Annotated in this window: 30 protein-coding genes and 1 riboswitch; of the genes, 26 read left to right on the forward strand and 4 right to left on the reverse strand. The window is 69.1% G+C overall.

All coding sequences use genetic code 11. From position 1 onward, the window contains the following. The first annotated feature begins 3 nt into the window (after positions 1 to 3). The 12 genes from ACLM5J_RS12325 (at position 4) to rpe (ending at position 11,187) form a co-directional block, all read left to right on the forward strand. Complete coding sequence (locus tag ACLM5J_RS12325; protein WP_413656707.1) at positions 4 to 444, forward strand: hypothetical protein; 441 nt, start codon at positions 4 to 6, stop codon at positions 442 to 444. Between the two features lie 94 nt (positions 445 to 538). Beyond that, positions 539 to 859: an integration host factor, actinobacterial type gene (mihF, locus tag ACLM5J_RS12330; protein WP_413656708.1), complete on the forward strand. Its 321-nt coding sequence runs from the start codon at positions 539 to 541 to the stop codon at positions 857 to 859. Positions 860 to 881: 22 nt separating this feature from the next. Then, complete coding sequence (gene gmk / locus ACLM5J_RS12335; RefSeq protein ID WP_413656709.1) at positions 882 to 1,436, forward strand: guanylate kinase; 555 nt, start codon at positions 882 to 884, stop codon at positions 1,434 to 1,436. 40 nt (positions 1,437 to 1,476) lie between these two features. Beyond that, positions 1,477 to 1,824, forward strand: coding sequence for a DNA-directed RNA polymerase subunit omega (rpoZ, locus tag ACLM5J_RS12340; RefSeq protein ID WP_413656710.1), 348 nt, complete (start codon positions 1,477 to 1,479; stop codon positions 1,822 to 1,824). Between the two features lie 16 nt (positions 1,825 to 1,840). Beyond that, complete coding sequence (gene coaBC / locus ACLM5J_RS12345; RefSeq protein ID WP_413656711.1) at positions 1,841 to 3,070, forward strand: bifunctional phosphopantothenoylcysteine decarboxylase/phosphopantothenate--cysteine ligase CoaBC; 1,230 nt, start codon at positions 1,841 to 1,843, stop codon at positions 3,068 to 3,070. A gap of 59 nt (positions 3,071 to 3,129) precedes the next feature. Beyond that, positions 3,130 to 4,332 carry a methionine adenosyltransferase gene (gene metK / locus ACLM5J_RS12350; protein ID WP_413656712.1) on the forward strand — a complete coding sequence of 401 codons (1,203 nt, stop codon included), beginning with the start codon at positions 3,130 to 3,132 and terminating at the stop codon, positions 4,330 to 4,332. Between the two features lie 151 nt (positions 4,333 to 4,483). Then, positions 4,484 to 6,499: a primosomal protein N' gene (locus ACLM5J_RS12355; RefSeq protein WP_413656713.1), complete on the forward strand. Its 2,016-nt coding sequence runs from the start codon at positions 4,484 to 4,486 to the stop codon at positions 6,497 to 6,499. A gap of 63 nt (positions 6,500 to 6,562) precedes the next feature. After that, positions 6,563 to 7,108 (forward strand): peptide deformylase, encoded by a 546-nt coding sequence (gene def / locus ACLM5J_RS12360; RefSeq protein ID WP_413656714.1) that lies wholly within the window; start codon positions 6,563 to 6,565, stop codon positions 7,106 to 7,108. Continuing rightward, positions 7,108 to 8,040 (forward strand): methionyl-tRNA formyltransferase, encoded by a 933-nt coding sequence (gene fmt, locus ACLM5J_RS12365; protein ID WP_413656715.1) that lies wholly within the window; start codon positions 7,108 to 7,110, stop codon positions 8,038 to 8,040. Before def ends, fmt begins: the two co-directional genes overlap by 1 nt. 3 nt (positions 8,041 to 8,043) lie before the next feature. Further along, positions 8,044 to 9,438 carry an RsmB/NOP family class I SAM-dependent RNA methyltransferase gene (locus ACLM5J_RS12370; RefSeq protein ID WP_413656716.1) on the forward strand — a complete coding sequence of 465 codons (1,395 nt, stop codon included), beginning with the start codon at positions 8,044 to 8,046 and terminating at the stop codon, positions 9,436 to 9,438. A 103-nt stretch (positions 9,439 to 9,541) separates the two neighbouring features. Then, positions 9,542 to 10,507, forward strand: a complete 966-nt coding sequence (ligD, locus tag ACLM5J_RS12375; protein ID WP_413656717.1) for a non-homologous end-joining DNA ligase — start codon at positions 9,542 to 9,544, stop codon at positions 10,505 to 10,507. A 20-nt stretch (positions 10,508 to 10,527) separates the two neighbouring features. Continuing rightward, positions 10,528 to 11,187: a ribulose-phosphate 3-epimerase gene (gene rpe / locus ACLM5J_RS12380; protein WP_413656747.1), complete on the forward strand. Its 660-nt coding sequence runs from the start codon at positions 10,528 to 10,530 to the stop codon at positions 11,185 to 11,187. Here rpe and ACLM5J_RS12385 read toward each other — a convergent pair. Continuing rightward, positions 11,184 to 12,320 (reverse strand): MBL fold metallo-hydrolase, encoded by a 1,137-nt coding sequence (locus ACLM5J_RS12385; protein ID WP_413656718.1) that lies wholly within the window; start codon positions 12,318 to 12,320, stop codon positions 11,184 to 11,186. The two genes, rpe and ACLM5J_RS12385, sit on opposite strands and share 4 nt — an antisense overlap. A 116-nt stretch (positions 12,321 to 12,436) precedes the next feature. Then, a riboswitch (FMN riboswitch) is annotated at positions 12,437 to 12,567 on the forward strand. 107 nt (positions 12,568 to 12,674) lie between these two features. On the opposite strand from ACLM5J_RS12385, the gene ribD reads away from it, so the two are divergent. The 7 genes from ribD to ACLM5J_RS12420 all read left to right on the forward strand — a co-directional run bounded on the left by ribD (position 12,675) and on the right by ACLM5J_RS12420 (position 17,673). Further along, positions 12,675 to 13,691, forward strand: coding sequence for a bifunctional diaminohydroxyphosphoribosylaminopyrimidine deaminase/5-amino-6-(5-phosphoribosylamino)uracil reductase RibD (ribD, locus tag ACLM5J_RS12390; RefSeq protein ID WP_413656748.1), 1,017 nt, complete (start codon positions 12,675 to 12,677; stop codon positions 13,689 to 13,691). A 1-nt stretch (position 13,692) separates the two neighbouring features. Further along, on the forward strand, positions 13,693 to 14,307 hold the full coding sequence (locus tag ACLM5J_RS12395) for a riboflavin synthase (RefSeq protein ID WP_413656719.1): 615 nt from the start codon (positions 13,693 to 13,695) through the stop codon (positions 14,305 to 14,307). Beyond that, positions 14,304 to 15,575: a bifunctional 3,4-dihydroxy-2-butanone-4-phosphate synthase/GTP cyclohydrolase II gene (locus tag ACLM5J_RS12400; protein ID WP_413656720.1), complete on the forward strand. Its 1,272-nt coding sequence runs from the start codon at positions 14,304 to 14,306 to the stop codon at positions 15,573 to 15,575. The genes ACLM5J_RS12395 and ACLM5J_RS12400 overlap by 4 nt, the downstream gene beginning before the upstream one ends. Continuing rightward, on the forward strand, positions 15,572 to 16,057 hold the full coding sequence (ribH, locus tag ACLM5J_RS12405) for a 6,7-dimethyl-8-ribityllumazine synthase (RefSeq protein ID WP_413656721.1): 486 nt from the start codon (positions 15,572 to 15,574) through the stop codon (positions 16,055 to 16,057). Before ACLM5J_RS12400 ends, ribH begins: the two co-directional genes overlap by 4 nt. 70 nt (positions 16,058 to 16,127) lie before the next feature. Next, a complete protein-coding gene (locus ACLM5J_RS12410; RefSeq protein ID WP_343992439.1) occupies positions 16,128 to 16,391 on the forward strand; it encodes a phosphoribosyl-ATP diphosphatase in 264 nt (87 codons plus the stop codon). Between the two features lie 12 nt (positions 16,392 to 16,403). Beyond that, positions 16,404 to 17,264: an ATP phosphoribosyltransferase gene (hisG, locus tag ACLM5J_RS12415; protein ID WP_413656722.1), complete on the forward strand. Its 861-nt coding sequence runs from the start codon at positions 16,404 to 16,406 to the stop codon at positions 17,262 to 17,264. Then, a complete protein-coding gene (locus ACLM5J_RS12420) occupies positions 17,248 to 17,673 on the forward strand; it encodes a PH domain-containing protein (RefSeq protein WP_413656723.1) in 426 nt (141 codons plus the stop codon). The genes hisG and ACLM5J_RS12420 overlap by 17 nt, the downstream gene beginning before the upstream one ends. On the opposite strand, the gene ACLM5J_RS12425 is transcribed toward ACLM5J_RS12420, so the two are convergent. From ACLM5J_RS12425 to ACLM5J_RS12435, 3 genes are read right to left on the reverse strand one after another with little or no spacing between them, the layout of a single operon-like run. Then, positions 17,666 to 18,262 carry a 4-amino-4-deoxy-L-arabinose transferase gene (locus tag ACLM5J_RS12425; protein WP_413656724.1) on the reverse strand — a complete coding sequence of 199 codons (597 nt, stop codon included), beginning with the start codon at positions 18,260 to 18,262 and terminating at the stop codon, positions 17,666 to 17,668. The two genes, ACLM5J_RS12420 and ACLM5J_RS12425, sit on opposite strands and share 8 nt — an antisense overlap. A gap of 7 nt (positions 18,263 to 18,269) precedes the next feature. After that, positions 18,270 to 19,487, reverse strand: a complete 1,218-nt coding sequence (locus tag ACLM5J_RS12430; protein ID WP_413656725.1) for an amino acid deaminase/aldolase — start codon at positions 19,485 to 19,487, stop codon at positions 18,270 to 18,272. Then, entirely contained in the window at positions 19,484 to 19,909 is a 426-nt protein-coding gene (locus ACLM5J_RS12435; protein ID WP_413656726.1) for a hypothetical protein, read from the reverse strand. The genes ACLM5J_RS12430 and ACLM5J_RS12435 overlap by 4 nt, the downstream gene beginning before the upstream one ends. Positions 19,910 to 19,960: 51 nt before the next feature. Between ACLM5J_RS12435 and ACLM5J_RS12440 the strand changes: the two genes are divergently transcribed. The 7 genes from ACLM5J_RS12440 (at position 19,961) to pheS (ending at position 25,175) form a co-directional block, all read left to right on the forward strand. After that, the gene (locus ACLM5J_RS12440; protein WP_413656727.1) at positions 19,961 to 20,497 is read left to right on the forward strand and encodes an SseB family protein; all 537 of its coding nucleotides are present in this window, start codon (positions 19,961 to 19,963) and stop codon (positions 20,495 to 20,497) included. Positions 20,498 to 20,777: 280 nt separating this feature from the next. After that, on the forward strand, positions 20,778 to 21,446 hold the full coding sequence (gene infC / locus ACLM5J_RS12445; RefSeq protein ID WP_413656728.1) for a translation initiation factor IF-3: 669 nt from the start codon (positions 20,778 to 20,780) through the stop codon (positions 21,444 to 21,446). A 49-nt stretch (positions 21,447 to 21,495) separates the two neighbouring features. Beyond that, on the forward strand, positions 21,496 to 21,690 hold the full coding sequence (rpmI, locus tag ACLM5J_RS12450; protein WP_413656729.1) for a 50S ribosomal protein L35: 195 nt from the start codon (positions 21,496 to 21,498) through the stop codon (positions 21,688 to 21,690). A gap of 37 nt (positions 21,691 to 21,727) precedes the next feature. Continuing rightward, complete coding sequence (gene rplT / locus ACLM5J_RS12455; RefSeq protein ID WP_413656730.1) at positions 21,728 to 22,120, forward strand: 50S ribosomal protein L20; 393 nt, start codon at positions 21,728 to 21,730, stop codon at positions 22,118 to 22,120. A 60-nt stretch (positions 22,121 to 22,180) separates the two neighbouring features. Next, positions 22,181 to 22,975, forward strand: coding sequence for a TrmH family RNA methyltransferase (locus tag ACLM5J_RS12460; protein WP_413656731.1), 795 nt, complete (start codon positions 22,181 to 22,183; stop codon positions 22,973 to 22,975). A gap of 10 nt (positions 22,976 to 22,985) precedes the next feature. Further along, positions 22,986 to 23,993 (forward strand): sensor histidine kinase, encoded by a 1,008-nt coding sequence (locus ACLM5J_RS12465; RefSeq protein WP_413656732.1) that lies wholly within the window; start codon positions 22,986 to 22,988, stop codon positions 23,991 to 23,993. A gap of 84 nt (positions 23,994 to 24,077) precedes the next feature. Next, positions 24,078 to 25,175, forward strand: coding sequence for a phenylalanine--tRNA ligase subunit alpha (gene pheS / locus ACLM5J_RS12470; RefSeq protein ID WP_413656749.1), 1,098 nt, complete (start codon positions 24,078 to 24,080; stop codon positions 25,173 to 25,175). The last annotated feature ends 9 nt before the right edge of the window (positions 25,176 to 25,184 follow it).

Below are 25,184 nucleotides of genomic sequence, written 5' to 3' on the forward strand. Positions count from 1 at the left end.
GGCATGCGGTTGCTCAGCCTCGTCCTGGTGGCGGCCCTCGGCGTCTCCGGCTGCTCCGAGCCGACCAAGGAGCAGCAGCGCGCGGAGTACTGCGGGATGGTCAAGGACGCCTCCGGCGAGCTGACCCGGATCGCCGACGAAGGCGGGACCGGTGCCTTCCTCGACGCACTACCGACCCTGCGCAAGCTGGCCGACGCCGCCCCGGCGGATCTCGCCGACGAGTGGGCGAGCTACCTCGGTGCGCTGGAGGGGCTTGACCGGGCCCTGGACCGGGCCGGCCTGGCGCCGTCCGCGCTGGCTGCGCCGTTCGGTGCCGACGTCAGCGAGAAGGACCGGGCGGCGATCACTGACGCCGTCCGGACCATCGGTTCCGCCGAGGTTCGCGGCGCTGCCACCGGGATCACCCAGCAGGCGTTGGACGTCTGCAACACCCAGATCCTGTAGCCGTCTCACCCCTGCGTTGCCCTCGGCGACGGGGTGTGGCTAGATTGGCCCGACACCCGCCCACCCGCGACGGAAACGACGAGGACCCGCACCCGTGGCACTGCCCCCGCTTACTCCCGAGCAACGCCAGGCCGCCCTGGACAAGGCCGCTGCCTCCCGACGGGAACGTGCCGAGGTCAAGAACCGCCTGAAGAACTCGGGTGCCCAGTTGATCGACGTGGTCCACGAGGGTCAGAGCAACGAGGTGATCGGCAAGATGCGGGTCATCGACCTGCTGCAGTCGGTGCCCGGCCTGGGCAAGGTCCGTGCCCGTCAGGTGATGGAGCGTCTCGGCATCGCCGAGAGCCGGCGGGTCCGTGGTTTGGGTATCAAGCAGGTCGCGGCCCTCGAGGCCGAGTTCGCCTCGCGCGGCTGACCGGCAAAGGGAGATTTCTGGAATGGCGTCACGCCTTGTTGTGCTCGCAGGACCGACCGCGGTCGGTAAGGGCACTGTCGCTGCGGTGATCCGCGAGGAACACCCCGACGTATGGATCTCGGTCTCTGCCACGACGCGGGCTCCGCGTCCGGGCGAGGTCAACGGGGTCCACTACTGGTTCGTCTCCGACGAGGAGTTCGACACCATGATCGCCGAGAACGACCTGCTCGAGTGGGCCGTGGTGCACAAGGCAGCCCGTTACGGGACGCCGCGCCGCGCCGTCGAAGAGGCGTTGGCAGCAGGGCGCCCGGCACTGTTGGAGATCGACCTCCAGGGTGCCCGCCAGGTGAAGACCACCATGCCGGAGGCGCTCTTCGTCTTTCTCAAGCCACCGTCCTGGGAAGAATTGGTCCGACGCCTGGTCGGTCGGGGGACCGAGGACGAGGCGGAACGTGAGCGGCGTTTGGAGACTGCGCGGGTCGAATTGGACGCCGAGTCCGAGTTCGATGTGAGCATCGTCAACCACGAAGTTCACGATGCCGCTCAGGAGTTGGTAAACTTGATGAGGCCCGAGTGAACCCTGCCCAAGTGGCGTGCTCGGCCCTTCCTAACCATCGATGATCGTGAGGCCTGTCCAAGTGTCTGCTCCTACCGGTGAGGGTGTTACCCACCCGTCGATCGACGAACTGCTCACCAAGACGGACTCCAAGTACAAGCTGGTCCTCTACAGCGCCAAGCGTGCGCGTCAGATCAACGCCTACTACTCCCAGCTCGGCGAAGGCCTGCTGGAGTACGTCGGTCCGTTGGTCGACACCCACGTGCAGGAGAAGCCGCTGTCGATCGCGCTGCGCGAGATCAACCAGGACCTGCTGACCTGCGAGGACGTCGACCCCGCCGAGCTGGCTGCCGAAGAGGCCGCTGCCAAGGCTGCCGCGGCTGACGCTGCGCTCGCCGCTTCCGAGTGATCCGGCTCGGCGCCTGATGAAGGTCGTCCTCGGCGTCGCTGGCGGCATCGCCGCCTACAAGGCCTGTGAGCTGCTGCGCCGATTCACCGAGTCGGGGCACGACGTCACCGTCGTGCCCACGGCTTCGGCGTTGCAGTTCGTCGGCGCCCCCACCTGGGCCGCCCTCTCCGGAAAGCCGGTCTCGGCCGAGGTCTGGGACGGCGTCCACCAGGTGCCACACGTCCGGATCGGCCAGGAGGCAGATCTGGTCGTGGTCGCTCCGGCCACCGCCGATCTGATGGCGAAGGCCGCCCACGGCCTGGCCGATGATCTGCTCACCAACACGTTGCTCACCGCACGCTGCCCGGTCGTCTTCGCTCCGGCGATGCACACCGAGATGTGGGAGCACCCCGCGACGGTGGCGAATGTGGCCACGCTCCGTTCGCGCGGAATCGTCGTGATCGAGCCTGCCGAAGGGCGGCTCACCGGCAAGGACACCGGTAAGGGCCGGCTCCCGGAGCCCGCTGAGATCTTCGCCGCGGCGATCGATCTCTTCGCTACCGGTGGCCCGCGCCACGACCTCAGCGGACGGCGCGTCGTCGTCTCCGCCGGTGGCACTCGCGAGTACCTCGACCCGGTCCGGTTCCTGGGCAACCGCTCGTCGGGGCGCCAGGGCTACGCGTTGGCCCGTGCTGCGCTCGCCCGCGGCGCAGAGGTCACCCTGGTCGCGGCCAACGTCGAGTTGCCCGACCCGGCGGGCGTCAAGGTCGTCCACGTCTCCACTACCGCCGAGCTCCGCTCGGCAGTCGTAGAAGCATCGGCATGGGCCGACGCGGTGGTGATGGCCGCAGCGCCGGCCGATTTCCGGCCGACCGCGGTGGCCGAGACCAAGATCAAGAAGGCCGACGACGGATCGGCTCCGCCGATCACGTTGGCGCAGAACCCCGACATCCTGAAGGAGATCGCGCACTCGCGTGCGCGCTCCGGTCAGGTGGTTGTCGGATTCGCTGCCGAGACCGGCGACGCTACCGGTAGCGTTCTGGATCTCGGGCGAGCCAAGTTGGCTCGCAAGGGCTGTGACCTCCTGGTCGTCAACGACGTCAGTGGGGGAGCGGTCTTCGGGAGCAACGACAACGAAGCCGTGATCGTGGCGGCGGATGGTGCCGAAGTTCCGGTGGCGCGTGGTTCGAAGACCCTGTTGGCACATGCCATCTGGGATCAGGTCGTTCCGCGCCTCGCTTTGGCGTCTGAGACGCCTGTTACGTAACTGTTGTCGCTCGATATCGTTGCCCATCACACACCAACCGACTGGGAGTGAGTACGAACGTGGCTGGACGCCTTTTCACCTCGGAGTCTGTAACTGAGGGTCACCCGGACAAGATCGCTGATCAGATCAGCGACACCGTTCTGGACTACCTGCTTGCCAACGACCCGAACACCGAGAATCTGCGCGTCGCCGTGGAGACGCTGCTGACCACCGGCCTCGTCGTGGTCGCCGGTGAGGTCCGGACCGAGGCCTACGCCCCGGTCGCCGAACTGGTCCGTAAGAAGATCATCGAGATCGGCTACGACCACTCCGACAAGGGCTTCGACGGCCTGACCTGCGGTGTGCAGGTGGCGATCGGCGCTCAGTCCGCCGACATCGCTGCCGGTGTCGACCAGGGCCACGAGGCCCGGGTCGGTTCGTCGGATGACGACCTCGACAAGCGCGGCGCCGGCGACCAGGGCCTGATGTTCGGGTACGCCTGTGACGACACCCCCGAGCTCTTCCCGCTGCCGATCAAGATCGCGCAGAGCCTTGCCGAGCGGCTCACCGCGGTGCGTAAGGACGGCACGCTGCCGTACCTGCGTCCCGACGGTAAGACCCAGGTCACCATCGAGTACGACAACGACGACCGCCCGGTGCGGATCGACACCGTCGTCCTGTCGACCCAGCACGCTGAAGAGGTCGAGCACGGCACCCTCGAGGCGGACATCAAGAAGCACGTCATCGACGCCGTCCTCGACAGCTTCGAGATCCCGTCCGAGGGCTACCGCCTGTTGGTCAACCCGACCGGCAAATTCGTCGTCGGTGGCCCGATGGGTGACGCCGGTCTGACCGGTCGCAAGATCATCGTCGACACCTACGGCGGCATGGCGCGCCACGGTGGCGGTGCATTCTCCGGCAAGGACCCGTCGAAGGTGGACCGTTCGGCTGCGTACGCGATGCGTTGGGTCGCCAAGAACATCGTTGCTGCGGGCCTCGCCCGGCGCGCCGAGGTTCAGGTCGCCTACGCGATCGGCAAGGCCGCTCCGGTCGGTGTCTTCGTGGAGACCTTCGGCACTGGTGTGATCTCGGACGAGGAGATCCAGAAGGCAGTGCTCCAGGTCTTCGACCTGCGCCCCGCCGCGATCATCCGCGACCTCGATCTGCTCCGCCCGATCTACGCGCAGACCGCTGCCTACGGCCACTTCGGCCGTGAGCTCCCGGACTTCACCTGGGAGCGCACCGACCGCGCCGACGCCCTCAAGGCTGCCGCCGGCCGCTGACGCGCCTGGGAGATAGTCCCTGACGAAAAGCCCCCGAAAACTTCGTTTTCGGGGGCTTTTCGTTCGTCAGCGTGGCGAACCTGACGCGAACCGGCGACTTCGTGACCCGGTGGGGTCGAGGGTGTCGGCGGGTGCTGGTACAAATGCCTCCATGACGACGTCCGGGAGCAGCGAGCAGGCAGAGCTGCTGCCTGGCATGGCCCGGGCAAGCGTCAGGAAGGGCCCGGCGGCCAAGAAGAACGAGCCGGTCGCCGAGGTGGATCCGGTGGCTCAGGTGCTGTTGGAGCTTCCGCTCGCCCACCTGGACCGCCTCTTCGACTACGCGGTTCCCGCCTCGATGGCGGAGAAGGCCGTCGTCGGCGCCCGGGTCAAGGTCCGCTTCGGTGGTCAGGATGTCGACGGTTTCGTCGTCGCCCGGCAGGCCGCGAGTGCTCATGACGGTGTCCTGCAGCCGCTGCGCCGTGCGGTCAGCGCCGAGCCGGTGCTCTCACCGGTGGTCGCTGAGCTGGCAGGGCTGGTCGCCGAGCGGTACGCGGGCACCCGCGCCGACGTGTTGCGGCTGGCGGTGCCCCCGCGCCATGCGACCACCGAACGCGAAGTCTCATCACCAGCCCCTGAGCTCCCCACCCCGGGACCGAGCCTGTGGGCCGGGCAGCCGAACGGCTCCGACTACCTCACCGCGCTCGCACAGGGACGGGCTCCGAAGGCGGTCTGGAACGCCCCGCCCGCTGCGGCCTGGATCGACTACCTGGCCGAGGCGGCTGAGGTGGCGCTGCGGGCCGGCCAGGGCTCCGTGCTCTGCGTGCCGGACGCCCGCGACGCGCATCGCCTCGGTGCCGCGATCGAACGGCGCGTCGGCCCCGATCAACACGTGGTGCTGGTGGCCGAGTCCGGTCCAGCAGCTCGCTACCGGGACTTCCTCGCCGTCAGCCGTGGTACCCGCCGGATCGTGGTGGGCAACCGGGCCGCTGCCTTCGCGCCGGTCCACGATCTGGGCCTGGTCGCGATCTGGGACGACGGCGACGAACTGCATGCCGAACCCCGGGCGCCCTACCCGCATGCGCGCGAGGTGCTGCTGCTCCGGGCCCGGGCCGAGCAGACCGCGGTGCTGGTCGCTGGCTTCACCCGCACGGTCGAGTCGGAGTACCTGGTCCGCACCGGCTGGGCGCAGCCCCTGGTGCCGGACCGCGCACAGCTTCGCGAGCTCGTGCAGGTGGCGGTTGCGGGGGCAACCGATACCGCGCGCGCGCGTGACCCGTTCGCAGCGAGCGCCCGGATCCCGGCGGAGGCGTTCGCGCTGATCCGTAGCGCGGTGCAGAACGGCCCGGTCCTGGTCCACACCCCGCGGACCGGTTACGCGGCCACCCTGGCCTGTGAACGGTGCCGCACCCCGGCGCGTTGCGGGCACTGTGAAGGCCCGCTCCGCCAGCCCGGCCCCGCCGAGCCGTTGGCGTGTGCCTGGTGCGGTCAGCAGTACCCCTCCTGGGCGTGCGGCGCCTGTGGGCACCGCGGGCTCCGATCCCCGGTGGTAGGCGACGCACGGACCGCCGAGGAGTTGGGCCGGGCCTTCCCTGGCGTCCGGGTCCGCAGCTCATCGGGCGACCGAGTCCTCGACCGGGTCGCCGCCCAGCCGGCGATCGTGGTCGCGACGCCCGGTGCCGAGCCTCCGGCTGACGGCGGTTATGCCGCGGTCCTCCTCCTCGACACCTGGCTCGCGGTGAGCCGGCTGGATCTCCGTGCGCCAGAGGAGGCACTGCGGCGGTTCCTCAACGCTGCCGGCCTGGTCGCACCGGGTGGCAAGGTCCTGGCGATGGGTGATCCGGCCGAGCCGGTGCTGCAGGCGCTGGTCCGCTGGGATCCGGCCGGGTTCGCCGAGCGTGAGCTCGCGGAGCGCCAATCCGCCCATCTCACTCCGGCCAGCCGGATGGCGACGCTGACCGGCTCGGTCGGCGCGCTCTCGGACGTGATGGTGCTCCTGGATCTGCCACCGCACGCCGACGTACTGGGGCCGGTACCCGTGCCGGGCAGCGACGACGAACGCCTGGTGCTCCGGGTGCCACGCGCCGACGGCGCCGGGCTGAGCCGAGCTCTGGGGGAGATGCAGCGGCTCCGTTCCGCGCGCAAGCTGGACCCGGTACGGGTGCAGGTGGATCCGGTGCAGCTGTGAGCGGAGGTCGGGGCGCCAACCGGGGGCACTAGACTCGCCGCTGGCCCCGAGATGAGGAGAACAGTGGCAATTCAGCCGATCCGCTTGTTCGGCGACCCGATCCTGCGCACCCGCGCGTTGGAGGTCGTCACGTTCGACAAGGAATTGCGCAAGCTGGTGCAGGACCTTACCGACACCATGCTCGAGGCCCCGGGTGCCGGCTTGGCCGCGCCCCAGATCGGCGTCGGCCTGCGGGTCTTCACCTGGAACGTGGATGGCGAGGTCGGCCACCTGATCAACCCGACGCTGGACCTCTCGGACGAGGAGCAGGACGGCCCCGAAGGGTGCCTCTCCCTCCCTGAGCTCACCTACGACTGCAAGCGGGCGCTCTCGGTGGTGGCCGCCGGCTTCAACATGCACGGCGAACCGGTCCGGATCGAAGGCTCCCAGCTGTTGGCGCGAGCGATCCAGCATGAGACGGACCACCTTGACGGCGTCCTCTTCATCGACCGCCTCGACAGCGAGGCACGGAAGGCAGCAATGCGCGAGATTCGACAGTCCGAGTGGTTCGCCACCGAGCAGCCGGTGATCAAGACGTCGCCGCACGCGACGCGGGGGTTCGGTTTCTGATGCGCGTCGTCTTCGCCGGTACCCCCGAGGTCGCCCTCCCCGCGCTGCGGGCGATCGCCGACTCCGGCCACGAGCTGGTCGGCGTCGTCACCCGTCCGGACGCGCCGGCAGGTCGCGGCCGCAAGCTGGTCGCCTCTCCGGTCGCCCAGGCTGCTGAGGAGCTCGGCGTCCCGGTGCTGAAGCCCGAGCATCCGCGCGACCCCGAGTTCCAGGCCGCCCTGCGGGCCTTGGAGCCGGACTGCTGCCCGGTTGTCGCCTACGGCGCTCTGCTGCCGCAGTCCGCTCTCGACATTCCCAAGCACGGCTGGGTGAACCTGCATTTCTCGTTGCTCCCCGCCTGGCGTGGTGCCGCCCCGGTGCAGCACTCGATCTGGGCCGGTGACGAGTTCACCGGTGCCACCACCTTCCGGATCGTCAAGGAGCTCGACGCCGGGCCGACCTTCGGCGTGATGACGGAGCGGATCCGCCCCACCGATACCGCCGGTGACCTGCTGGGTCGTCTCGCGGACGGCGGCGCGCACCTGCTGGTGGCGACCCTGGACGGGATCGACGACGGTTCGATGGATGCCCGCGAGCAGCCTGCGGACGGTATCTCGATCGCGCCGAAGATCCTGGTCGACGACGCGAAGGTGAACTGGAAGGACCCGGCCACGGCGATCGATCGTCAGATCCGGGCCTGCTCGCCGTTCCCCGGCGCCTGGTCGACCCTCGACGGTGAGCGGATCAAGATCGGCCCGCTGACCCTCGACCCTGACGAGGAGGCGTTGGCCCCCGGCGAGCTGCGGATCTCCAAGAAGGCGGTCCACGTCGGCACCGGGACTGTGCCGGTCCGCCTCGGCGAGGTGAAGGCGTTCGGCAAGAAGCAGATGAACGCCGCCGATTGGGCGCGCGGGGCACAGCTCCCGGCCGACGCACTGCTCGGCGACGACTGATCCATGCCGTCCCGCCCGCAGCGTAAGACCGGCGGCGCTCCGAAGCGCCGTCGGGTGGATCTTCCCCGTCAGGCAGCTCTGGAGGTGCTTGTCGCCGTCCGTGCCGACGACGCCTACACCAACCTGGTCCTGCCGGCGACCCTGGCCCGCCACGGGTTGAGCGGTCGTGACGCGGGCTTCGTGACCGAGCTCGCCAGCGGAACGATCCGGCGTCAGGGCACCTACGACGCGATCATCGCGGCCTGTAGCGACCGACCGCTGGTTAAGGTGCAGGCCAAGGTCCTCGACGTGCTCCGCCTCGGTACGCACCAGCTGCTGGCGATGCGGGTGCCGGACCACGCCGCGATCAGCGCGACGGTCGACCTCGCTCGGGACCGTGTCGGTGCCGGGGCCGCCGGCTTCGTCAACGCGGTGTTGCGCAAGGTGGCAGCGCACGACCTCGACTCCTGGATCCGTCGGGTCAGCACGGAGGCGACCTTCTCTTCGGTGGCGCATTCGCATCCGGCCTGGGTGGTCGAGAAGCTCGCTGAGGCGCTCGGCGAGGCTGCCCCCACCGAGCTGGATGCTCTGCTGGCCGCCGACAACGTCTCGCCGAAGGTCACCCTGGTCGCTCGACCCGGACTCTGTGAGCGCGACGAGCTGGTCGCCGCCGGTGCCGAGGAACTGCCCTACTCGCCGTACGCAGCGGCGCTGGACGGCGGCAACCCCGGCGAGGTCGCAGCCGTGGCCGAGGGCCGGGCCGGTGTCCAGGACGAGGGCTCGCAGTTGGTCGCGCTCGGCCTGGCCCAGGCTGCGCTCGGTGGTCCCGACCTCAACTGGCTCGACCTCTGTGCCGGGCCGGGGGGCAAGGCCGCGCTGTTGGCGGCGTTGGCCGCGAGCCGTGGCGCTCGGGTCCTCGCGGTCGAACGACAGCCGCACCGTGCGGGTCTGGTGGCCCGTGCGACGGCGGCCTCCCAGGCCGGACTCCGTGGCGTGCTCTGTGCGGACGGCACCAGGCCGGCCTGGCCGAGCGGCTACTTCGATCGGGTCCTGGTCGACGCACCCTGTTCCGGTCTGGGGGCGCTGCGGCGTCGTCCGGAGGCGCGGTGGCGGCGCAAGCCGTCCGACCTCGAGGCTCTGGTCCCGTTGCAGCAGGCGTTGCTGGACTCGGCGATCGAGGCGGTCCGTCCGGGTGGGTTGGTGCTCTACGCGACCTGTTCGCCCGTGCTCGCCGAGACCGCTGACGTCGTCCAGACAGCGTTGCAGCGTCATCCCGAGATGGTCCTGGAGGACCTTTCCAACTCGGGTGCCTTGGCCGCGATCCCCGATGCCGCCGGTCCGTTGCCGGGAACGATCCAACTGTGGCCGCATCGCCACGGCACCGACGCCATGTTCCTGGCGTTGCTGCGCCGTCCCTGATCGGCAAACGTCATACGTTGCGTGGCCCGCTTCCTCACAACGGATGACGTCGTGGAGGTTCGGAAGCACGGAGTTCGGCGCCGGCTGCCACTAGGCTCAGCGCATGGCGAGTCCCGCGGTGGAGATCGAGGTCGACAACCGGGTGGTCCGGGTCAGCAATCCTGACCGGGTCTACTTCCCCGAGATCGGCCTCACCAAGCTCGACCTGGTCGAGTACTACCTGGCGGTGGGCCCCGGCATCGTCAACGCCTTGTGGGAGCGGCCGTGCATGTTGCACCGGTTCCCGAAGGGCCTTGCCGGCCCGAAGGTGCACCAGAAGCGCCTGCCAGCAGGGGCGCCCCCGTGGGTGGAGACGGTGCAGTTGCACTTTCCGCGCTGGAACCGGACGGCCGACGAACTCTGTGTCACCGAGCTGGGTGCGGTGATCTGGGCGGTGCAGATGTCGACGGTCGAGTTCCATCCCTGGAACAGCCGCCGCGGCGCGGTCGAAGAGCCCGACGAGTGGCGGATCGATCTCGACCCCGGCCCCGACTGTGACCGGCGCACGGTGCGGGAGGTAGCCGCGGCTACCCGTGGGGTCCTCGACGAACTGGGCGCCGTGGGCTACCCGAAGACCAGCGGCGGCTCAGGGCTGCACATCTACGTCCGGATCGCCCCCGACCACGGACATGCTGAGGTCCGGCGCGCGGCGCTGGCCTTCGCCCGTGAGGTGGAGCGCCGGGTGCCTCACCTCGTTACCACCCAGTGGTGGCGTAAGGACCGCGACCCGGCCCATCTCTTCATCGACTACAACCAGAACGCCCGTGACCACACGATCGCCGCCGCCTACTCGGTACGTGGAGTGCCCGACGCCACTGTTTCGGCGCCGCTGCACTGGCATGAGATCGCTGACGCCGAGCCCCGTGATTTCACGATCCGTACGATGCCGGCGCGGTTCGCTGAGATCGGCGATCTGCACCATGACATCGACGATCACGTCTTCGATCTGGCGCCACTACTGGGCTGGGCGGATCGCGACGAAGGCAACGGCGCCGAGACTCCGCCCGAGCAGAAGCAGCCGAGCGACTAGGCTTGTCGTCCGTGGGCCACATCCAAATCACTCCCAGCATCCTCAACGCCGATCTGGCGAACCTGGCGGGGGAGGTGGCCCGGATCGGTAGCGCCGACTGGGTGCACGTCGACGTCATGGACAACCACTTCGTGCCGAACCTGACCTTGGGCCTTCCGGTGGTCGAGTCATTGGCGAAGAGCACCGCGCTGCCGATGGACGCGCACCTGATGATCGCGGACCCGGACCGATGGGCTCCGGCCTACGCCGAGGCCGGCTGCGGTTCGGTGACCTTCCACGTCGAGGCCGCGGCAGCGCCGGTCCGGTTGGCGCGGGAGATCCGGGCTCAGGGTGCCCGGGCCAGCATGGCGCTCAAGCCGGCGACGCCGATCGAGCCGTACGAGGACCTCCTCGGTGAGCTGGACATGCTGCTGATCATGACGGTCGAGCCGGGCTTCGGCGGCCAGAAGTTCCTCGACCTCTGCCTGCCCAAGATCCGCCGCGCCCGAGCGCTGATGGACAAGCACGGCGTCGAGACCTGGCTCCAGGTCGACGGTGGCGTCTCGCTGGAGACGATCGAGCGATGTGCCGAGGCGGGCGCCGACGTCTTCGTGGCGGGCTCCGCGGTCTACTCCGCAGCCGACCCGGACAAGATGGTCGCCGAACTCAAGGCCAAGGCCGAAGCGGCCAGCGCCCGTTAGATCCGGAAGGTGAGCCGCTCAGGACGCAGGTAGTCCTCGGGGTCCGTCATCCAGCGCAGCTTCGGACGGCGTCGGGCCGGGATCTTCGCGAGCTCCTCCTCCAACGGCGTGCGGTACGGCGAGGCCTGGGTGGCGATCACCGGCACGCCCCAGTCGTCGTGGTGTCCGGGCACAAGAAGTCGGGCCCGGGCCGCGGCGGCGTAGGTGCCGACGTCGCGCATCCCGTTGGTTATCTGACCGAAGCCCTGGATCGCGCAGAGGTGGACGTCGCTTCGTGGCAGGGCGGCGATCGCCGTCGGCACGCTCGGCGCCAGCTCTTTGACGGGGCCGATGGAGTTGTTCCACAGCAGCCGGAAGCCGCGGTACCGGAACTGGTACAGCAGCGCGCCGCCCTCAGGGTCGTTGGCGTGGCCCAGGGTGTCGAAGATCGTGCCCAGCGACGTGGGGTGGCTGAGCGCCGCGCTGAGGTCGGGCAACGGCAGCAGTGGCAGGTGGGGATCGCTCAGATCTGGCATCCGGGGGCTGGAGTGCGGGTGCCGGATCGCGGTGACGTTGAGACCGACGGTCCGGAACCGATGCACGGTGCCGAGCGGATCCGCCTCGGCTCCCAGAGCTCGGGTCCGGATCGGTACGCCCGCCAACTCCTGTGCCAGCGCACAGTGCTCCTTGGTGCCCACCACAGTCGCACCGGATAGCCGGGCCAGGTCGCCGACGTCGCGGGCATGGTCGAAGTGGCCGTGGCCCACGAAGATCGCGGACGGCGCCAGCGCGGCGACCTCGGTGACCGCGGTCGGGACCCGGCCCTCGTGAGCGCCGCGGGGCAGCCAGGCGTCGAGAAGCAGGACCCGGCCGCCGAACGCGACCGCATAGGTGGTGCAGCCCAGCCAGCTGACGACCAGGCGGTCGGCGCTGAGCGCTCCGGTGCGGGGGTTGACCATCCTGGTGCCGAAGAACCGTTGCCGGGCCCGGATCATCCGCCGACGACGAGCGGAGGGTGCCGCCGAGCCGAGCGGCGCAGCCTGGGCCGCGCGACCGGTGCTGACGATCGCAGCGGCGACGCCGACGGCGCCTGCGGTGCCCCGGAGCAGCACTCGGCGGGAGATCGCGGGAGGGACGGCGGCGGGCGTGCTCATGAGCTGAGAACGAGTGCGGGCCGGGCCCGGTTACGTGGCTGGCGCTCGGCGAGTGAGACACCTCACTGCGCCGGGTTCAGCCCGCTATGGCAGGATTGCCTGTGACGAGTGAAAACTCGCGTGCTCTGGGGTCGGTGTAATTCCGAGCCGGCGGTAATAGTCCGCGACCCGTTCGCAGCCAGTGAACGGTTGATCAGGTGAAATTCCTGGACCGACGGTTAAAGTCCGGATGGGAAGCAGCACGCAGTGGCCTCGCACCGACGTGCGAGCCCACGGCCCTGGCCCAATCTCCCGGAGTCCGCGACAGGACCCGAGGAAGCCGCCGTGAAGCAGAGCCCCGCCGAGTACGACGCGATGCGTCGTGCGCTGGTGATTGCGGCCACGCCGGGTGTGCCCTTGGGGCCCAATCCTCGCGTCGGCTGCGTGATCCTCTCCGCTGACGGCGAGCTCCTGGTCGAAGGCTTCCACCGCGGCGCAGGTACACCGCACGCCGAGGCCGCCGCGTTGAACGCCGCGCGGGAGCAGGGGATCGACGTCCGTGGCGCGACCGCCATCGTCACCCTGGAGCCGTGCAACCACACCGGGCGGACCGGCCCGTGCGCCCGCGCTCTGGTCGATGCAGGCGTCGCCCGCGTGGTCTTCGCTCAGAGCGACCCCAACCCCGAGGCGGCAGGCGGCGCTGAGACGTTGCGCGCTGCCGGCATCGAGGTGGAGTCCGGGCTCCTCGCCGACGAGGCGCATGAGGTCAACCGGGTCTGGAGCTTCGCCCTGGCCCATCAGCGCCCCTTCGTGACCTGGAAGTTCGCCACCACGCTGGACGGCCGCAGCGCCGCCGCCGACGGCACCAGTAAGTGGATCTCATCGCGGGCCGCGCGGCTCGACACCCATCGGCTCCGCGCACTCTGTGACGTGATGCTGGTCGGCACCAATACCGTCGCCGTCGACAACCCGCGGCTCACCGTCCGCGACGAGACGGACCAGCCGCTCGCGGTGCAGCCGCTGCGTGCGGTGATGGGCGAGCGTGACCTCGACCCCGCCAGCGTCATCTTCGACGACGCCGCACCCACGGTGCAGCTCCGTACCCGGGACCCACGGACCGCGTTGGCGGAACTGCACACGCTGGAACGCCGTCACGTCTTCTTGGAGGGCGGGCCGACGTTGGCCGCCGCGTTCCTCGACGCCGGTCTGGTCGACGAGGTCGTCGTCTACCTGGCCCCGATGCTGTTGGGGGCCGGACGCAACGCCGTCGGCGACCTCGGGATCGACACCATCGCGGACGCGGTGCACTTCGCCATCGGCGACGTCACCGTGCTGCCGCCCGAAGCCGGTGAGGATGCGAACGTGCGCCTCACCTTGACCAGGAAGGTCTGAGATGTTCACTGGAATCGTGGAAGAGCTCGGCACCGTAGCCGGGATCGAGCCGCAGGGCGACGCGATGCGGCTCTCGATCCGTACCGAGAACCTGCTCGAGGATGTCCACCTCGGCGACTCGATCGCGGTCAACGGGTGTTGCCTCACCGTCGCGGAGTTCTCCGGTGACGTCTGGACCGCCGACGTCATGCAGGAGACGCTCGACAAGACCTCGTTGGCCGGGATCGCCGCAGGCGACCGGGTCAACCTGGAGCGCGCGATGCGCGCCGACAAGCGGCTCGGTGGACATATCGTCCAGGGCCACGTCGACGGCGTCGGCACCGTGCTCAAGCGAACCCCCAGCGAGCACTGGGAGGTCGTCGAGTTCGCCCTGCCGGCGAACCTGGCGCGCTACCTGGTCGACAAGGGTTCGATCACCATCGACGGCACGTCGTTGACAGTCGTCGAAGCCGGCCCCGAGTCGTTCACGGTCAGCTTGATCCCCGAGACGCTGGCCCGGACCACGCTCGGCTTCCGGGAACCGGGCGACCGGGTGAACCTCGAGGTCGACGTGATCGCCAAATACGTGGAGAAATTGGTGGCCCCGCATCGGGCCGTTCAGGAGGAGCAGAAGTGAGCAGCGTCGAACAGCACGGGGGAGTCCGGCTGGACTCGGTCGAGCAGGCCATCGCCGACATCGCAGCCGGTAAGGCCGTCGTCGTGGTCGACGACGAGGGTCGCGAGAACGAGGGCGACATCATCTTCGCCGCCGCCAAGGCGACGCCGGAGCTGATGGCGTTCACCATCCGGCACTCCAGCGGCGTGATCTGCGTGCCGATGCCGGCACCGATGCTGGACCGCCTCGAGATCCCGCTGATGACCCCGCACAACCGCGACAAGCTACGGACGGCCTACACGATCTCCGTCGACGCTCGTGACGGCGTCAGCACCGGCATCTCGGCTGCCGACCGGGCGCACACCGCCCGAGTTCTCGCGGACTCCGCGACCGAGCCGTGGGAGCTGACCCGCCCGGGTCACGTCTTCCCGCTCCGTTACCGTGAGGGTGGCGTTCTGGTCCGTCGCGGTCACACCGAGGCGGCTGTCGACCTGGCACGCCTGGCCGGCCTGACCCCGGCCGGCGTCCTGGTCGAGGTGGTCAACGACGACGGCACCATGAAGCGCGCCCCCGAGCTGCGTGAGTTCGCCGACGAGCACGGCCTGACCATGATCTCGATCGAGGATCTGGTCCGCTACCGGCGCCGCACCGAGGTGCTCATCGAGCGGGTCGCGGAGACCACGCTGCCGACCAAGTTCGGCCCGTTCACCGCCTTCGGCTACCAGGTGACCACGGACCGCAGCGAGCACATCGCGCTGGTCCACGGTGACATCTCCGGTGACGAGCCGGTGCTCACCCGGGTGCACTCCGAGTGCCTGACCGGCGACGTCTTCGGCAGCAGCCGGTGCGACTGTGGTCCGCAGCTCGACGAGGCGATGGAGCGGATCGTCGAGGCCGGCCGCGGCGTCGTCATCTACCTGCGCGGCCACGAGGGCCGGGGGATCGGTCTGGTCGCCAAGCTGCAGGCCTACCAGCTCCAGGACGGCGGCCGCGACACCGTGGACGCCAACCTCGACCTCGGTCTGCCGGCCGACGCTCGTCACTACGGCGCCGCGACCCAGATCCTGCGCGACCTCAAGGTCGACTCGGTCCGGTTGCTGACCAATAACCCGGACAAGGTGACCAGCATCGAGGACTACGGTGTCAAGGTCGCGGAGCGGGTCCCGCTGACTCCGCACCCCAACGACCACAACCTCGCTTACCTGATGACCAAGCGTGACCGGATGGGCCACCACCTGCCCGACCTCGCGCTGGCCGATATCGACAACACCGAAGGAGCAGAGCAGTGAGTGGAGCCGGAGCCCCGACCGACAAGCCGATCGACTGCCACGACCTGCGGGTCGCAGTGATCGCCGCCAGTTGGCACGACCAGGTGATGGACGGCCTGCTGGCGGGTGCTGAGCGTTGCCTCAAGGCCTACAAGGTCGAGGCGCCGGTGATCGTCCGCGTGCCGGGTGCCTTCGAGCTCCCGGTGGTGGCGGCGTCGCTGGCTCCGACCTACGACGCGGTGATCGCGTTGGGTGTGGTGATCCGGGGTGGCACCCCGCACTTCGACTATGTCTGCAACGCCGCTACCGACGGGTTGAACCGGGTCGCATTGGACACCCTCACCCCGATCGGCTTCGGTCTGCTCACCTGTGACAACGAGCAGCAGGCGTTGGACCGGGCCGGCCTGCCCGACTCGATCGAGGACAAGGGTTGGGAAGCGACCAGCGCCGCGCTGGTCACCGCCACCACGCTGCGCAAGATGCGCCGCGGCTTCGTGGAGTGACCCCTGTGTCCGAAGTGCGAAGTGAGACCGGTTCCGGCCTCAACGCCCTGACGCCGTAGGCTAATCCACCGTGAAGACGTTCGAAGAGCTGTGGGCCGAACTCAACGAGAAGGCACGTACCCGGCCGGAGGGTTCCGGCACCGTTGCGCAGCTCGACGCCGGGGTCCATGCGATCGGCAAGAAGCTGGTTGAGGAGGCGGCCGAGTCCTGGATGGCCGCCGAGCACGAGGGCAAGGACGCAGCGGCTGAGGAGATCAGCCAGCTGCTCTACCACGCTCAGGTGCTGATGCTGGCTACCGGTCTGACCCTCGACGACGTCTACGCACACCTGTAAGGAACCTCGTACATGAGCACCGACAAGCTCCTGCGGATCGCCGTCCCGAACAAGGGATCGCTCTCCGTGGCCGCCTCCGAGATCCTGCGTGAGTCCGGCTACCGGCAGCGCAGCGACTCCAAGGAGCTGGCCCTGACCGACACCGAGAACGGTGTCGAGTTCTTCTACCTGCGCCCGCGCGACATCGCGCTCTACGTCGGCGAGGGCACCCTCGACGTCGGCATCACGGGTCGCGACCTGCTCCGTGACTCCGGCGCCCAGGCCGATGAGGTCACCTCGCTCGGCTTCGGCCGCTCGCGGTTCCACTTCGCCGGCCCGGCCGGACGGTACAGCTCGCTGGACGAGCTGGCCGGACTGCGGATCGCCACCTCCTACACCGGTGTGGTCCGGCAGTTCCTCGAGGAGCGCGGCATCGACGCCACGGTGACCCGTCTCGATGGAGCCGTCGAGACCAGCATCCAGCTCGGCGTCGCCGACGTGATCGCCGATGTGGTCGAGACCGGAAGCACCTTGCGGTACGCCGGACTGGCCACCTTCGGTGAGGTCATCTTGGAGTCGGAGGCGGTGTTGATCACCCGAGCCGGCGCTGAGAAGCCCGCTGGCTACGAGACCTTCCTGCGCCGCCTGGACGGCGTCCTGGTGGCGCGCTCCTACGTGATGATGGACTACGACATCAAGAGCGAGCAGGTCTCCTCGGCCGTCGCGCTCACCCCGGGCATCGAGAGCCCGACGGTCTCCCCGTTGCATCGTGAAGGCTGGGTCGCGGTGCGGGCGATGGTCCCGCGCGACGGCGCCCAGCGGTTGATGGACGCCCTCTACGACCTGGGTGCCCGCGGCATCCTGCTCACCGATATCCATGCCTGCCGCCTCTGAGCAGACCTGGCGCCCCTTGGGGGTGCGGATGGTCGGCATCGCTGGAGGACTCTTCCTGCTCGGTGCCTTCGTCGCGCTCTGGTTGCTGCTTCCGGCCTCGGTCCGCGCCGACTTCGACCTCTTCCAGCGGCTGACGGCGATCACCCTCGGGATCCTGATCGCCGTCGCCTGGTGGGCACTGGTCCGCTGCCGGGTGACTGCCAGCGACGAGGGCCTGGTGGTGGTCAACGGATACAAGGTCTATGAGTACGAGTGGGCGCAGATCATCTCGATCAAGCTGCTCCGTGGTGCTCCCTGGGCGGTGCTGGACCTCTCCGACGGAACGACGCGCTCGGTGATCGCGTTGCAGGCCACCGACGGCCAGCGGGCGATCGACGCGGTCCGGGCGATCCGCCGCCACCTCAGCTGACTCGGTCCACTCCCGAAGCAAGCGGCTCCGTGCCGTCCTGCTCGACGACGACATCGGCGCGCGGCGAAGGGTACTGAGCGAGCAGATGCTCCTCCTGAGCCGCCCATGCGTCCCAGTGCCGGGCGAAGTCGATGCCGTCACGTGCCAGCGACCTCGGTTTACGTGCCGACGCCGGAACCTCCAGCCAGACCGTCAGGCTGGCGAACGCAGCCAGCTCGGGTGACGCTGCGCCGACTCCCTCCAGGATCGCCAGGGGGGTCGGTTGCTGGGTCTGGAACCCACCCCACCCCTCGGCATGCCAGTCCCAGGTCCGGAAGTGGGCCTGCCGGCCGGCGGCCAGTGGCTCCAGGATCTGGTTGACCGCGCGCTGGGGTGCGCTGAGGAGACCGTCCCAGCCCTCGTAGAGGCTCTCCAACTCGAGCAGGGGAGCACCGCTCGCGGCGGCGATCCGGCGGGCCAGGGTCGACTTGCCCGAGCCGGACCGACCGTCCAGGCAGAGCAACCGGCCCGTCCCCAGGCGCGGCGGGCGCGCTGTGACCAGGTCGAGGAACCAACCGGGCGTCGGGAGCGTGTCGAGATGGAGCGTCATTGCGAGGTCAGAAGGAGTTGCCGGTACCGCGATAACTCGGCACCGTCTCCGCGAAGCTGCTGCCGCTGAGCAGGTGGACCTGGTTCGTGTGTTCGAAGAGCTCCCCGGACTTGGCGTGCCGGAACCAGACCAGGTCGCCGATCTCCAAGGTGGCGGCGGCCCGTCCGGTGAGCGGGCTCTGCACCTCGCCGGCGCCCTCCAAGCCGGTCAGCTCCAAGCCCACGGGGAGCCAGGGGACCGGCACCCGATCCTTGCCGGGTGGGCCGGAGGCGATGAAGCCGCCACCGGCAACGGTCGCGATCTGAGGTGTCGGGCGACGGACCACGGGGACGCCGAAGAAGGCGGCCGGGCGGGGCCGGAACGACTGGTAGTGGTCGAAGAGGCCCGGCACCAGGAGTCCGGAGCCGGCGGCGACCTCGGTGACCACCGGGTCGGCGGCCGACGACTCGATCGAGCCGGAGCCCCCGGCGTTCCAGAACTCCAACTCGACCAGGTGCGCCAGGGCGGTATTGATGGCGGCGCGGCGTTCGGCGAGTTGGTCGATCGAGGCCGCCTTGAGCCGACGGACCACCAGCGACTTGGCACGTTGGTGCGGGACGGCGTCCGGGACGCCAGCGACCTGCCCCTCGTACGTCATCACGCCGACCAGGGTGAATCCCGGACGCCGGGTGATCTCTTCGGCCAGCGCGGTGACCCCGGCGACGTCGTGCAGCGGGGATCGCTTCGGCCCTACGTGCTGGCTGGCCAGCCGCAGCCCGGCGTCGACGTCGATCGCGATCCGGATCGGGACGGCCTTGGAGGAGCGGACCGAGTCGACCACGTCGAGGTGGGCGGCGTCGTCGACCATCAGAGTGATCGCAGCCGCGGCCGACGGCGAGCTGACCAGTCGGGCGAGGGCAGCCCGATCGACGCTGGGGTAGCCCATCACCAGGTCATCCAGACCTCGTTCCTGGTGCAACCAGAGCGCTTCGCGCAGGGAGTAGGCGAGCACCCCGGCGAAGCCCGGCATGGCGAGCGCGCGATCGATCAGGGCCGGCACCCGCAACGACTTGGAGGCGACCCGGATCGGGGTACCGCCAGCGCGGCGCAGCAGATCCGCGGCGTTGGCGTCGAAGGCGTCGAGGTCGACCACCATTGCCGGGGTCTGCAACGGGGTGGGGGCAGCCGCGACGGCGGCGCTGAGTCGGGGGGCTAGCCGGTGCCGCTCGATCTCGGCGTCGATCACGTGATACCCCGCTTCTTGAGAAGTGCTTCGATTTCGGAGAGGTCGTCGTCGATCGCCGGGGCACCGCGGCCACCAGGGCTGATCGGGGGCGCGCTCCTGGTGCCGTCCTTGGTGGGGGAGTCACCACCACGCCGGTCCAGCCAGCCGGCGAGGACCAGCAGTAGCGCAGCGAGCCCCGCCAGCAGCACACCCAGCCAGACCACGGGGCTGAAGACGAGCCCGCTCGCCCAGTCGGCGACGGCGGAGGCCATCTCGCCGGCCATCTCCAGCGTGCCGGTGAAGAGCGCGGCCGGGGCGAGCAGCGTGAGCCCGGCGCCGCGCACGGTGGCGGCTGCGCCCCTGGTGCGCGCGGCATAGAAGGTCCATGCGCCGCCGAGGAGCGTGAGTGCCGCGGCGAGCGCTTGCCAACCGAGATCGTTCATAGGTACAGGCTTTCACACCTTTGGTGGCGGCTCGCCTAGGCTGGAGCCATCATGGTGAACCTCAACCCCGATCGCTTCGCCGGTGCCAAGCTCATCGAAAGCTCTTTCCCCGACGATCGCGGAGACCGGCCGGCGGTGCTGGTCGAGGCGATGACGGCCTGGGCGCAGGACCGTAGCCGCAGCGCGGCGGTGCTCCGGGCGCTGCAAGAGGTGAGGCTGTTGGTTCCGGTGGTGGCGCTCCTCGGTGAGGTCGAGTACGACGAGGCGGGCCTGGCCCACGACAAGTCGAGTGACATGGCCGCCGTGCTGATGCAGGGCCGCGACGGCCGTCTGGCGCTGCTCGCCTTCTCCGGCGTGGAGACCCTCACCGCCTGGAACCCCGAAGCGCGCCCGGTCGCCGTGCCGGCTCAGGTGGCGGCGCAGTCGGCACTCCAGGACGACGCGGTCGCGCTGGTGATCGACGTCGCCGGTCCGATCAACTTCGTCGTCCAAGGTGACGACCTGGTCGGTCTGGCCTCGGGATGGACCCTGGTCGAGGTCGACGGTCAGTCCGGTTGGCTCCAGCCCGCCGCTGACGACGTCGATTAGCACCGCGCCGGTCCGCCGGTGTAGTCTCATTCCTCGACCGATGGAAACGGTTGCGCACGGTGCGGCTGACTCCATCTTCCAAGCGGAGGTTTCGACTTCCCACCCGCATCGACCCTAGGTCGTCGGGTCCGGTCCGCAGAACTGCTGGCGTGGTGAAACGCGGCTGTGGTTGGTGCGATTAGGTTCCTCCGGGCACCTGAAGACTGGCTTTCGCTTGGTGAGCGGAAGCCTTTTTCGCTCTTCAGACAATCTGGCCCCAGGAGGACACATCAGCACGGAGTTGCGCATCAACGATCGGATCCGGGTTCCCGAGGTCCGCCTCGTTGGACCCAACGGCGAGACGGTCGGCATCGTTCCTACGGGCGATGCACTGCGACTGGCTCAGGAGGCTGACCTCGACCTGGTCGAGATCGCACCCCAGGGCAAGCCGCCTGTCTGCAAGCTCATGGACTACGGGAAGTTCAAGTACGAGAACGCCCAGAAGGCCCGTGAAGCCCGTCGGAATCAGACGAACGTCATCATCAAGGAGATGAAGCTTCGTCCGAAGATCGACGCCCACGACTACGAGACCAAGAAGGGTCACGTCGTGCGGTTCCTCAAGGCTGGCGACAAGGTCAAGATCACGATCATGTTCCGTGGTCGTGAGCAACACCGTCCTGAACTCGGTTTCCGGTTGCTGCAGCGCCTGGCTGAAGACGTCTCGGAGCTGGGCTTCGTGGAGTCCTCGCCGAAGCAGGACGGCCGCAACATGATCATGGTCCTCGGCCCGCACAAGAAGAAGGCCGACGCCAAGCTTGAGGTCAAGGCCGCCAAGGTGAGCGCCGCCGAGGAGCGCGCCGCCGAGCAGGCTGAGGTCGACGCCGAGCGTAAGGCCGCGCAGACCGGTCCGGTCGCCCAGAAGAAAGAGCGCAAGCGCTCCGAGAATCTTGACCCGGATATCGACCTCTGAGTCACAGCACTAACCACCACGCAGTACGCGAGTAGAGAGCAGCATTTCCATGCCGAAGAACAAGACGCACTCCGGTGCCAAGAAGCGGTTCAAGGTGACCGGCTCGGGCAAGATCCTGCGCGAGAAGGCCGGCAAGCGCCACAACCTCGAGAAGAAGGCGTCGAAGGTCACCCGTCGGATGACCGGCACCGTCGAGCTGGCGAAGGCCGACGTCAAGCCCGCGAAGAAGCTGCTGGGTCTCTGACCCGCCCTGACCTTTTCAAGCATCAAGGAGTAATGAAGTGGCACGCGTCAAGCGGGCGGTAAACGCCCAGAAGAAGCGCCGGGTAGTCCTCGAGCGGGCCAGCGGTTACCGCGGCCAGCGGTCGCGCCTGTACCGCAAGGCCAAGGAGCAGGTCACCCACTCGCTGGTCTACAACTACCGTGACCGCAAGGCCAAGAAGGGCGAGTTCCGCAAGCTCTGGATCCAGCGCATCAACGCTGCGGCCCGCGCGGAGGGTATGACCTACAACCGCTTCATCCAGGGCCTCAAGGCCGCTGAGATCGAGGTCGACCGCAAGATCCTCGCTGACCTCGCCGTCAACGACGCTCCGGCGTTCTCCGCTCTGGTGGCGCTGGCCAAGGCCGCTCTGCCCGAGGACGTCAACGCTCCTCGCGAAGAGGCCACCGCCTGATTTCAGGTTCTCCTGATCTCAAGCTGTTTTTCCGACGTGGCGAGTTTCCGCACTGACCAGGTGCCGCTGACCAGCGGCAACAGCCGGGTCAAGAACGCGCGGAAGCTCGCCCGTCGTGCATTTCGGGACGAGGCCGGACAGTTCCTCGCCGACGGTCCCAAGGCGGTCGAGGGCGCACTTGCCCGGCCGGGCCGCGTGCTGGAGGTCTTCGCCACCCCCGCCGCCGCCGAACAGTTCAGCTCGCTGATCACCGACGAGGTGCCGTGGACGCTGGTCGACGACCGGGCGCTCGCCTCCCTGTCGGACTCCGCCACGCCGGCCGGTGTGGTCGCGGTCTGCCGAAGCCTCGACGTCGATGTCGATACCTGGCTCCCGGGTACCCGTCTGGTCGCCATCTGCGCCGACGTCCGGGACCCGGGCAACGCCGGCACGGTGATCCGGACCGCTGACGCCGCGGGCGCAGCCGGGGTCATCCTGGCCGGTCACTCGGTCGACCCGCACCATCCGCGCACCGTCCGCGCCAGCGTGGGCAGTATCTTCCACCTCCCGCTCAGCAAGGTCGCCGACCAGGCAGCCGCCGTCGCGCAGGCGCAAGCTGCGGGCCTCCAGGTGCTGGCGGCCGACGGAGCCGGCGAGGTCGACCTCGACGACGCCGCCGACACGGATCTACTGAGTCGTCCAACGGCGTGGCTCTTCGGCAACGAGGCCTGGGGTCTTCCCGACGAGCTCGCCGCGCTCGCCGACCACCGGGTCCGGATTCCGATCCACGGTCGAGCGGAGAGTCTGAACCTGGCCACCGCCGCCGCGCTCTGCCTCTACGCCAGCGCCCGCGCGCAACGTCCGCTTTCTCGCTAGGTTTCTCCTTGTGATCGACCTCCTCCCTGACGGCGTGGTGGTCAGCGACGGCGACGGCGTCGTCGTGGCCATCAATACCGCCGCCCGCGCGATGCTCGGTGGGGGAACGGTGGGGGAGCCACTCGTCGACGTGCTGCGCCTTCAGGACCATCGAGGGCGTGGCTGGGTGCAGCGCAACCAGCCGTTCGCCGGGCTGAGTACCCGTAGCGGTGTTCCGGAACAGTCCTGGTTGCTCCCCGACGGCGCCGAGGTCCTGGTCAGCGCCCGGATCTCGCGGACCGCGCCCGGGGAGCGGATCGACCATGTCGGCATCGTGCTCCGCTCGGGCCGAGGCCGGGCCCGCCTGGACCGGGAACGGTCCGACCTGGTGGCCACGGTGGCCCATGAGCTGCGCTCGCCGCTGACCGGGGTGAAGGGGTTCGTCCAGGTCCTGCTGAACCGTTGGGACAAGCTCAACGACGATCAGAAGAAGCTGATGTTGACCACGGTGCACTCCGACAGTGACCGGTTGGCGCGGCTGATCGCGGAGCTGCTCGACGTGGCGCGGATCGACACCGGCCGTCTCTCGCTCTACCCGCGTCCCAGTGACCTCGGCGTCCTGGTCGAGCGCGCGGTCGAGTCGGTGCGGGCCGGGACCGCCCGCCCGATCCGGGTCGCCATCGAGGCGGGGCTGCCCGAGGTCGAGGTCGATCCGGACAAGTTCACCCAGATCGTGGTCAACCTGGTGGAGAACGGCGTCCGGCACGGTGACGACGAGGTCCGGGTCGAGCTCAGTGCGTTGGACGTGCATCGGGTGCGGCTCGACATCGAGGACGACGGAACCGGCGTGGCTCCGCAGATCCGGGGCCGGGTCTTCACGAAGTTCTGGAAGCACGGCGAGCGGGGCGGCAGTGGTCTCGGCCTCTACATCGTGGGTGCCCTGGTCCGTGCTCACGGTGGAACCGTCAGCGTCGGCGATGCCAGCTCGGGTGGGGCCCGGATCAGGATCGAGCTCCCGGTCTCCGGCCCACGCGGGTAACCGGTTGGCCGGTTCGGCACAGGGGTTCCTAAACTAGGCCGGTGGGCGCAGCCGCGCCCCCATCGTCGAACCATGAAGGCAGTCATGTCGGGACCTAACACCGATTACGACCCCGTCGAGGTCACGCCGTTGCGTGCCGATGAGGTCGAGGCCATGCGCGAGGCCGCACTCGCGGCGATCGCCACCGCTGGCGACCTCGCCGAGCTCAAGCAGGTGCGCCTCGACCACGCGGGTGACCGTTCCCCGTTGGCGCTGGCCAACCGCGAGATCGGTGCCCTGCCGCCGCAGGCGCGCAAGGAGGCAGGTGCCCGCGTCGGCCAGGCCCGCGGCGCGGTCAACAAGGCTCTGGCCGCCCGTCAGGAGGTCCTGGAGGCTGAGCACGAGGAGCGGATGCTGGCCACCGAGACGGTCGACGTCACGCTGCCCACGGAGCGCCGTCGCCACGGTGCGCGGCATCCGATCACCCTGCAGTCCGAGACGATCGCCGACATCTTCGTGGCGATGGGCTGGGAGATCGCCGAGGGGCCGATGGTGGAGGCGGAGTGGCTGAACTTCGACGCCCTGAACCTCGGTCCGGACCATCCGGCGCGGACCATGCAGGACACCTTCTGGACCACCCCGGCCGAGAACAACGTGGTGCTCCGCACGCACACCTCGCCGGTCCAGGCCCGGACCATGCTGACCCGCAAGCCGCCGATCTACGTGGCCTGCCCGGGACGGGTCTTCCGCACCGACGAGTACGACGCCACGCACAGCCCGATGTTCCACCAGGTCGAAGGCCTGGTGGTCGACGAGGGCATCACCATGGCGCACCTCAAGGGGTCGCTGGACCACCTCGCCGCCCAGCTCTACGGCGATGGCATCGTGACCCGCTTCCGCCCCTCCTACTTCCCGTTCACCGAGCCGAGCGCCGAGGTCGATCTGCTCTGCTTCGTCTGCCGTAACGAGAACCCGGAGTCCTGCCGTACCTGCCGCGGCGAGGGTTGGATCGAATGGGGCGGCTGCGGCGTCGTCAATCCGCGGGTGCTGATCGCCGCCGGCATCGATCCGGAGGTCTACTCCGGCTTCGCGTTCGGCTTCGGCATCGACCGGACCTTCATGTTCCGGCACAACCTGAACGACCTACGGCCCCTGTTCGAGGGCGACGTCCGCTTCAGCGCCGCCTTCGGCACCGAGATCTGAGAGGAGAGA

It is taken from the genome of Nocardioides sp. Bht2 (assembly GCF_047308515.1).
Classification (GTDB): domain Bacteria; phylum Actinomycetota; class Actinomycetes; order Propionibacteriales; family Nocardioidaceae; genus Nocardioides.

Excerpts from the sequence above, each read along its gene's own strand:
- coaBC (WP_413656711.1), top strand. The coding sequence starts at position 1,841 with ATGAAGGTCGTCCTCGGCGTCGCTGGCGGCATCGCCGCCTACAAGGCC.
- ACLM5J_RS12440 (WP_413656727.1), top strand. The coding sequence starts at position 19,961 with ATGGTGAACCTCAACCCCGATCGCTTCGCCGGTGCCAAGCTCATCGAA.
- ACLM5J_RS12420 (WP_413656723.1), top strand. The coding sequence starts at position 17,248 with ATGCCTGCCGCCTCTGAGCAGACCTGGCGCCCCTTGGGGGTGCGGATG.
- ribD (WP_413656748.1), top strand. The coding sequence starts at position 12,675 with ATGCGTCGTGCGCTGGTGATTGCGGCCACGCCGGGTGTGCCCTTGGGG.
- ligD (WP_413656717.1), top strand. The coding sequence starts at position 9,542 with ATGGCGAGTCCCGCGGTGGAGATCGAGGTCGACAACCGGGTGGTCCGG.
- ACLM5J_RS12425 (WP_413656724.1), bottom strand. The coding sequence starts at position 18,262 with ATGACGCTCCATCTCGACACGCTCCCGACGCCCGGTTGGTTCCTCGAC.
- pheS (WP_413656749.1), top strand. The coding sequence starts at position 24,078 with ATGTCGGGACCTAACACCGATTACGACCCCGTCGAGGTCACGCCGTTG.
- ACLM5J_RS12385 (WP_413656718.1), bottom strand. The coding sequence starts at position 12,320 with ATGAGCACGCCCGCCGCCGTCCCTCCCGCGATCTCCCGCCGAGTGCTG.
- rpmI (WP_413656729.1), top strand. The coding sequence starts at position 21,496 with ATGCCGAAGAACAAGACGCACTCCGGTGCCAAGAAGCGGTTCAAGGTG.
- ACLM5J_RS12325 (WP_413656707.1), top strand. The coding sequence starts at position 4 with ATGCGGTTGCTCAGCCTCGTCCTGGTGGCGGCCCTCGGCGTCTCCGGC.
- ACLM5J_RS12370 (WP_413656716.1), top strand. The coding sequence starts at position 8,044 with ATGCCGTCCCGCCCGCAGCGTAAGACCGGCGGCGCTCCGAAGCGCCGT.
- fmt (WP_413656715.1), top strand. The coding sequence starts at position 7,108 with ATGCGCGTCGTCTTCGCCGGTACCCCCGAGGTCGCCCTCCCCGCGCTG.
- gmk (WP_413656709.1), top strand. The coding sequence starts at position 882 with ATGGCGTCACGCCTTGTTGTGCTCGCAGGACCGACCGCGGTCGGTAAG.
- ACLM5J_RS12395 (WP_413656719.1), top strand. The coding sequence starts at position 13,693 with ATGTTCACTGGAATCGTGGAAGAGCTCGGCACCGTAGCCGGGATCGAG.
- hisG (WP_413656722.1), top strand. The coding sequence starts at position 16,404 with ATGAGCACCGACAAGCTCCTGCGGATCGCCGTCCCGAACAAGGGATCG.
- ACLM5J_RS12435 (WP_413656726.1), bottom strand. The coding sequence starts at position 19,909 with ATGAACGATCTCGGTTGGCAAGCGCTCGCCGCGGCACTCACGCTCCTC.
- rpoZ (WP_413656710.1), top strand. The coding sequence starts at position 1,477 with ATGATCGTGAGGCCTGTCCAAGTGTCTGCTCCTACCGGTGAGGGTGTT.
- ACLM5J_RS12355 (WP_413656713.1), top strand. The coding sequence starts at position 4,484 with ATGACGACGTCCGGGAGCAGCGAGCAGGCAGAGCTGCTGCCTGGCATG.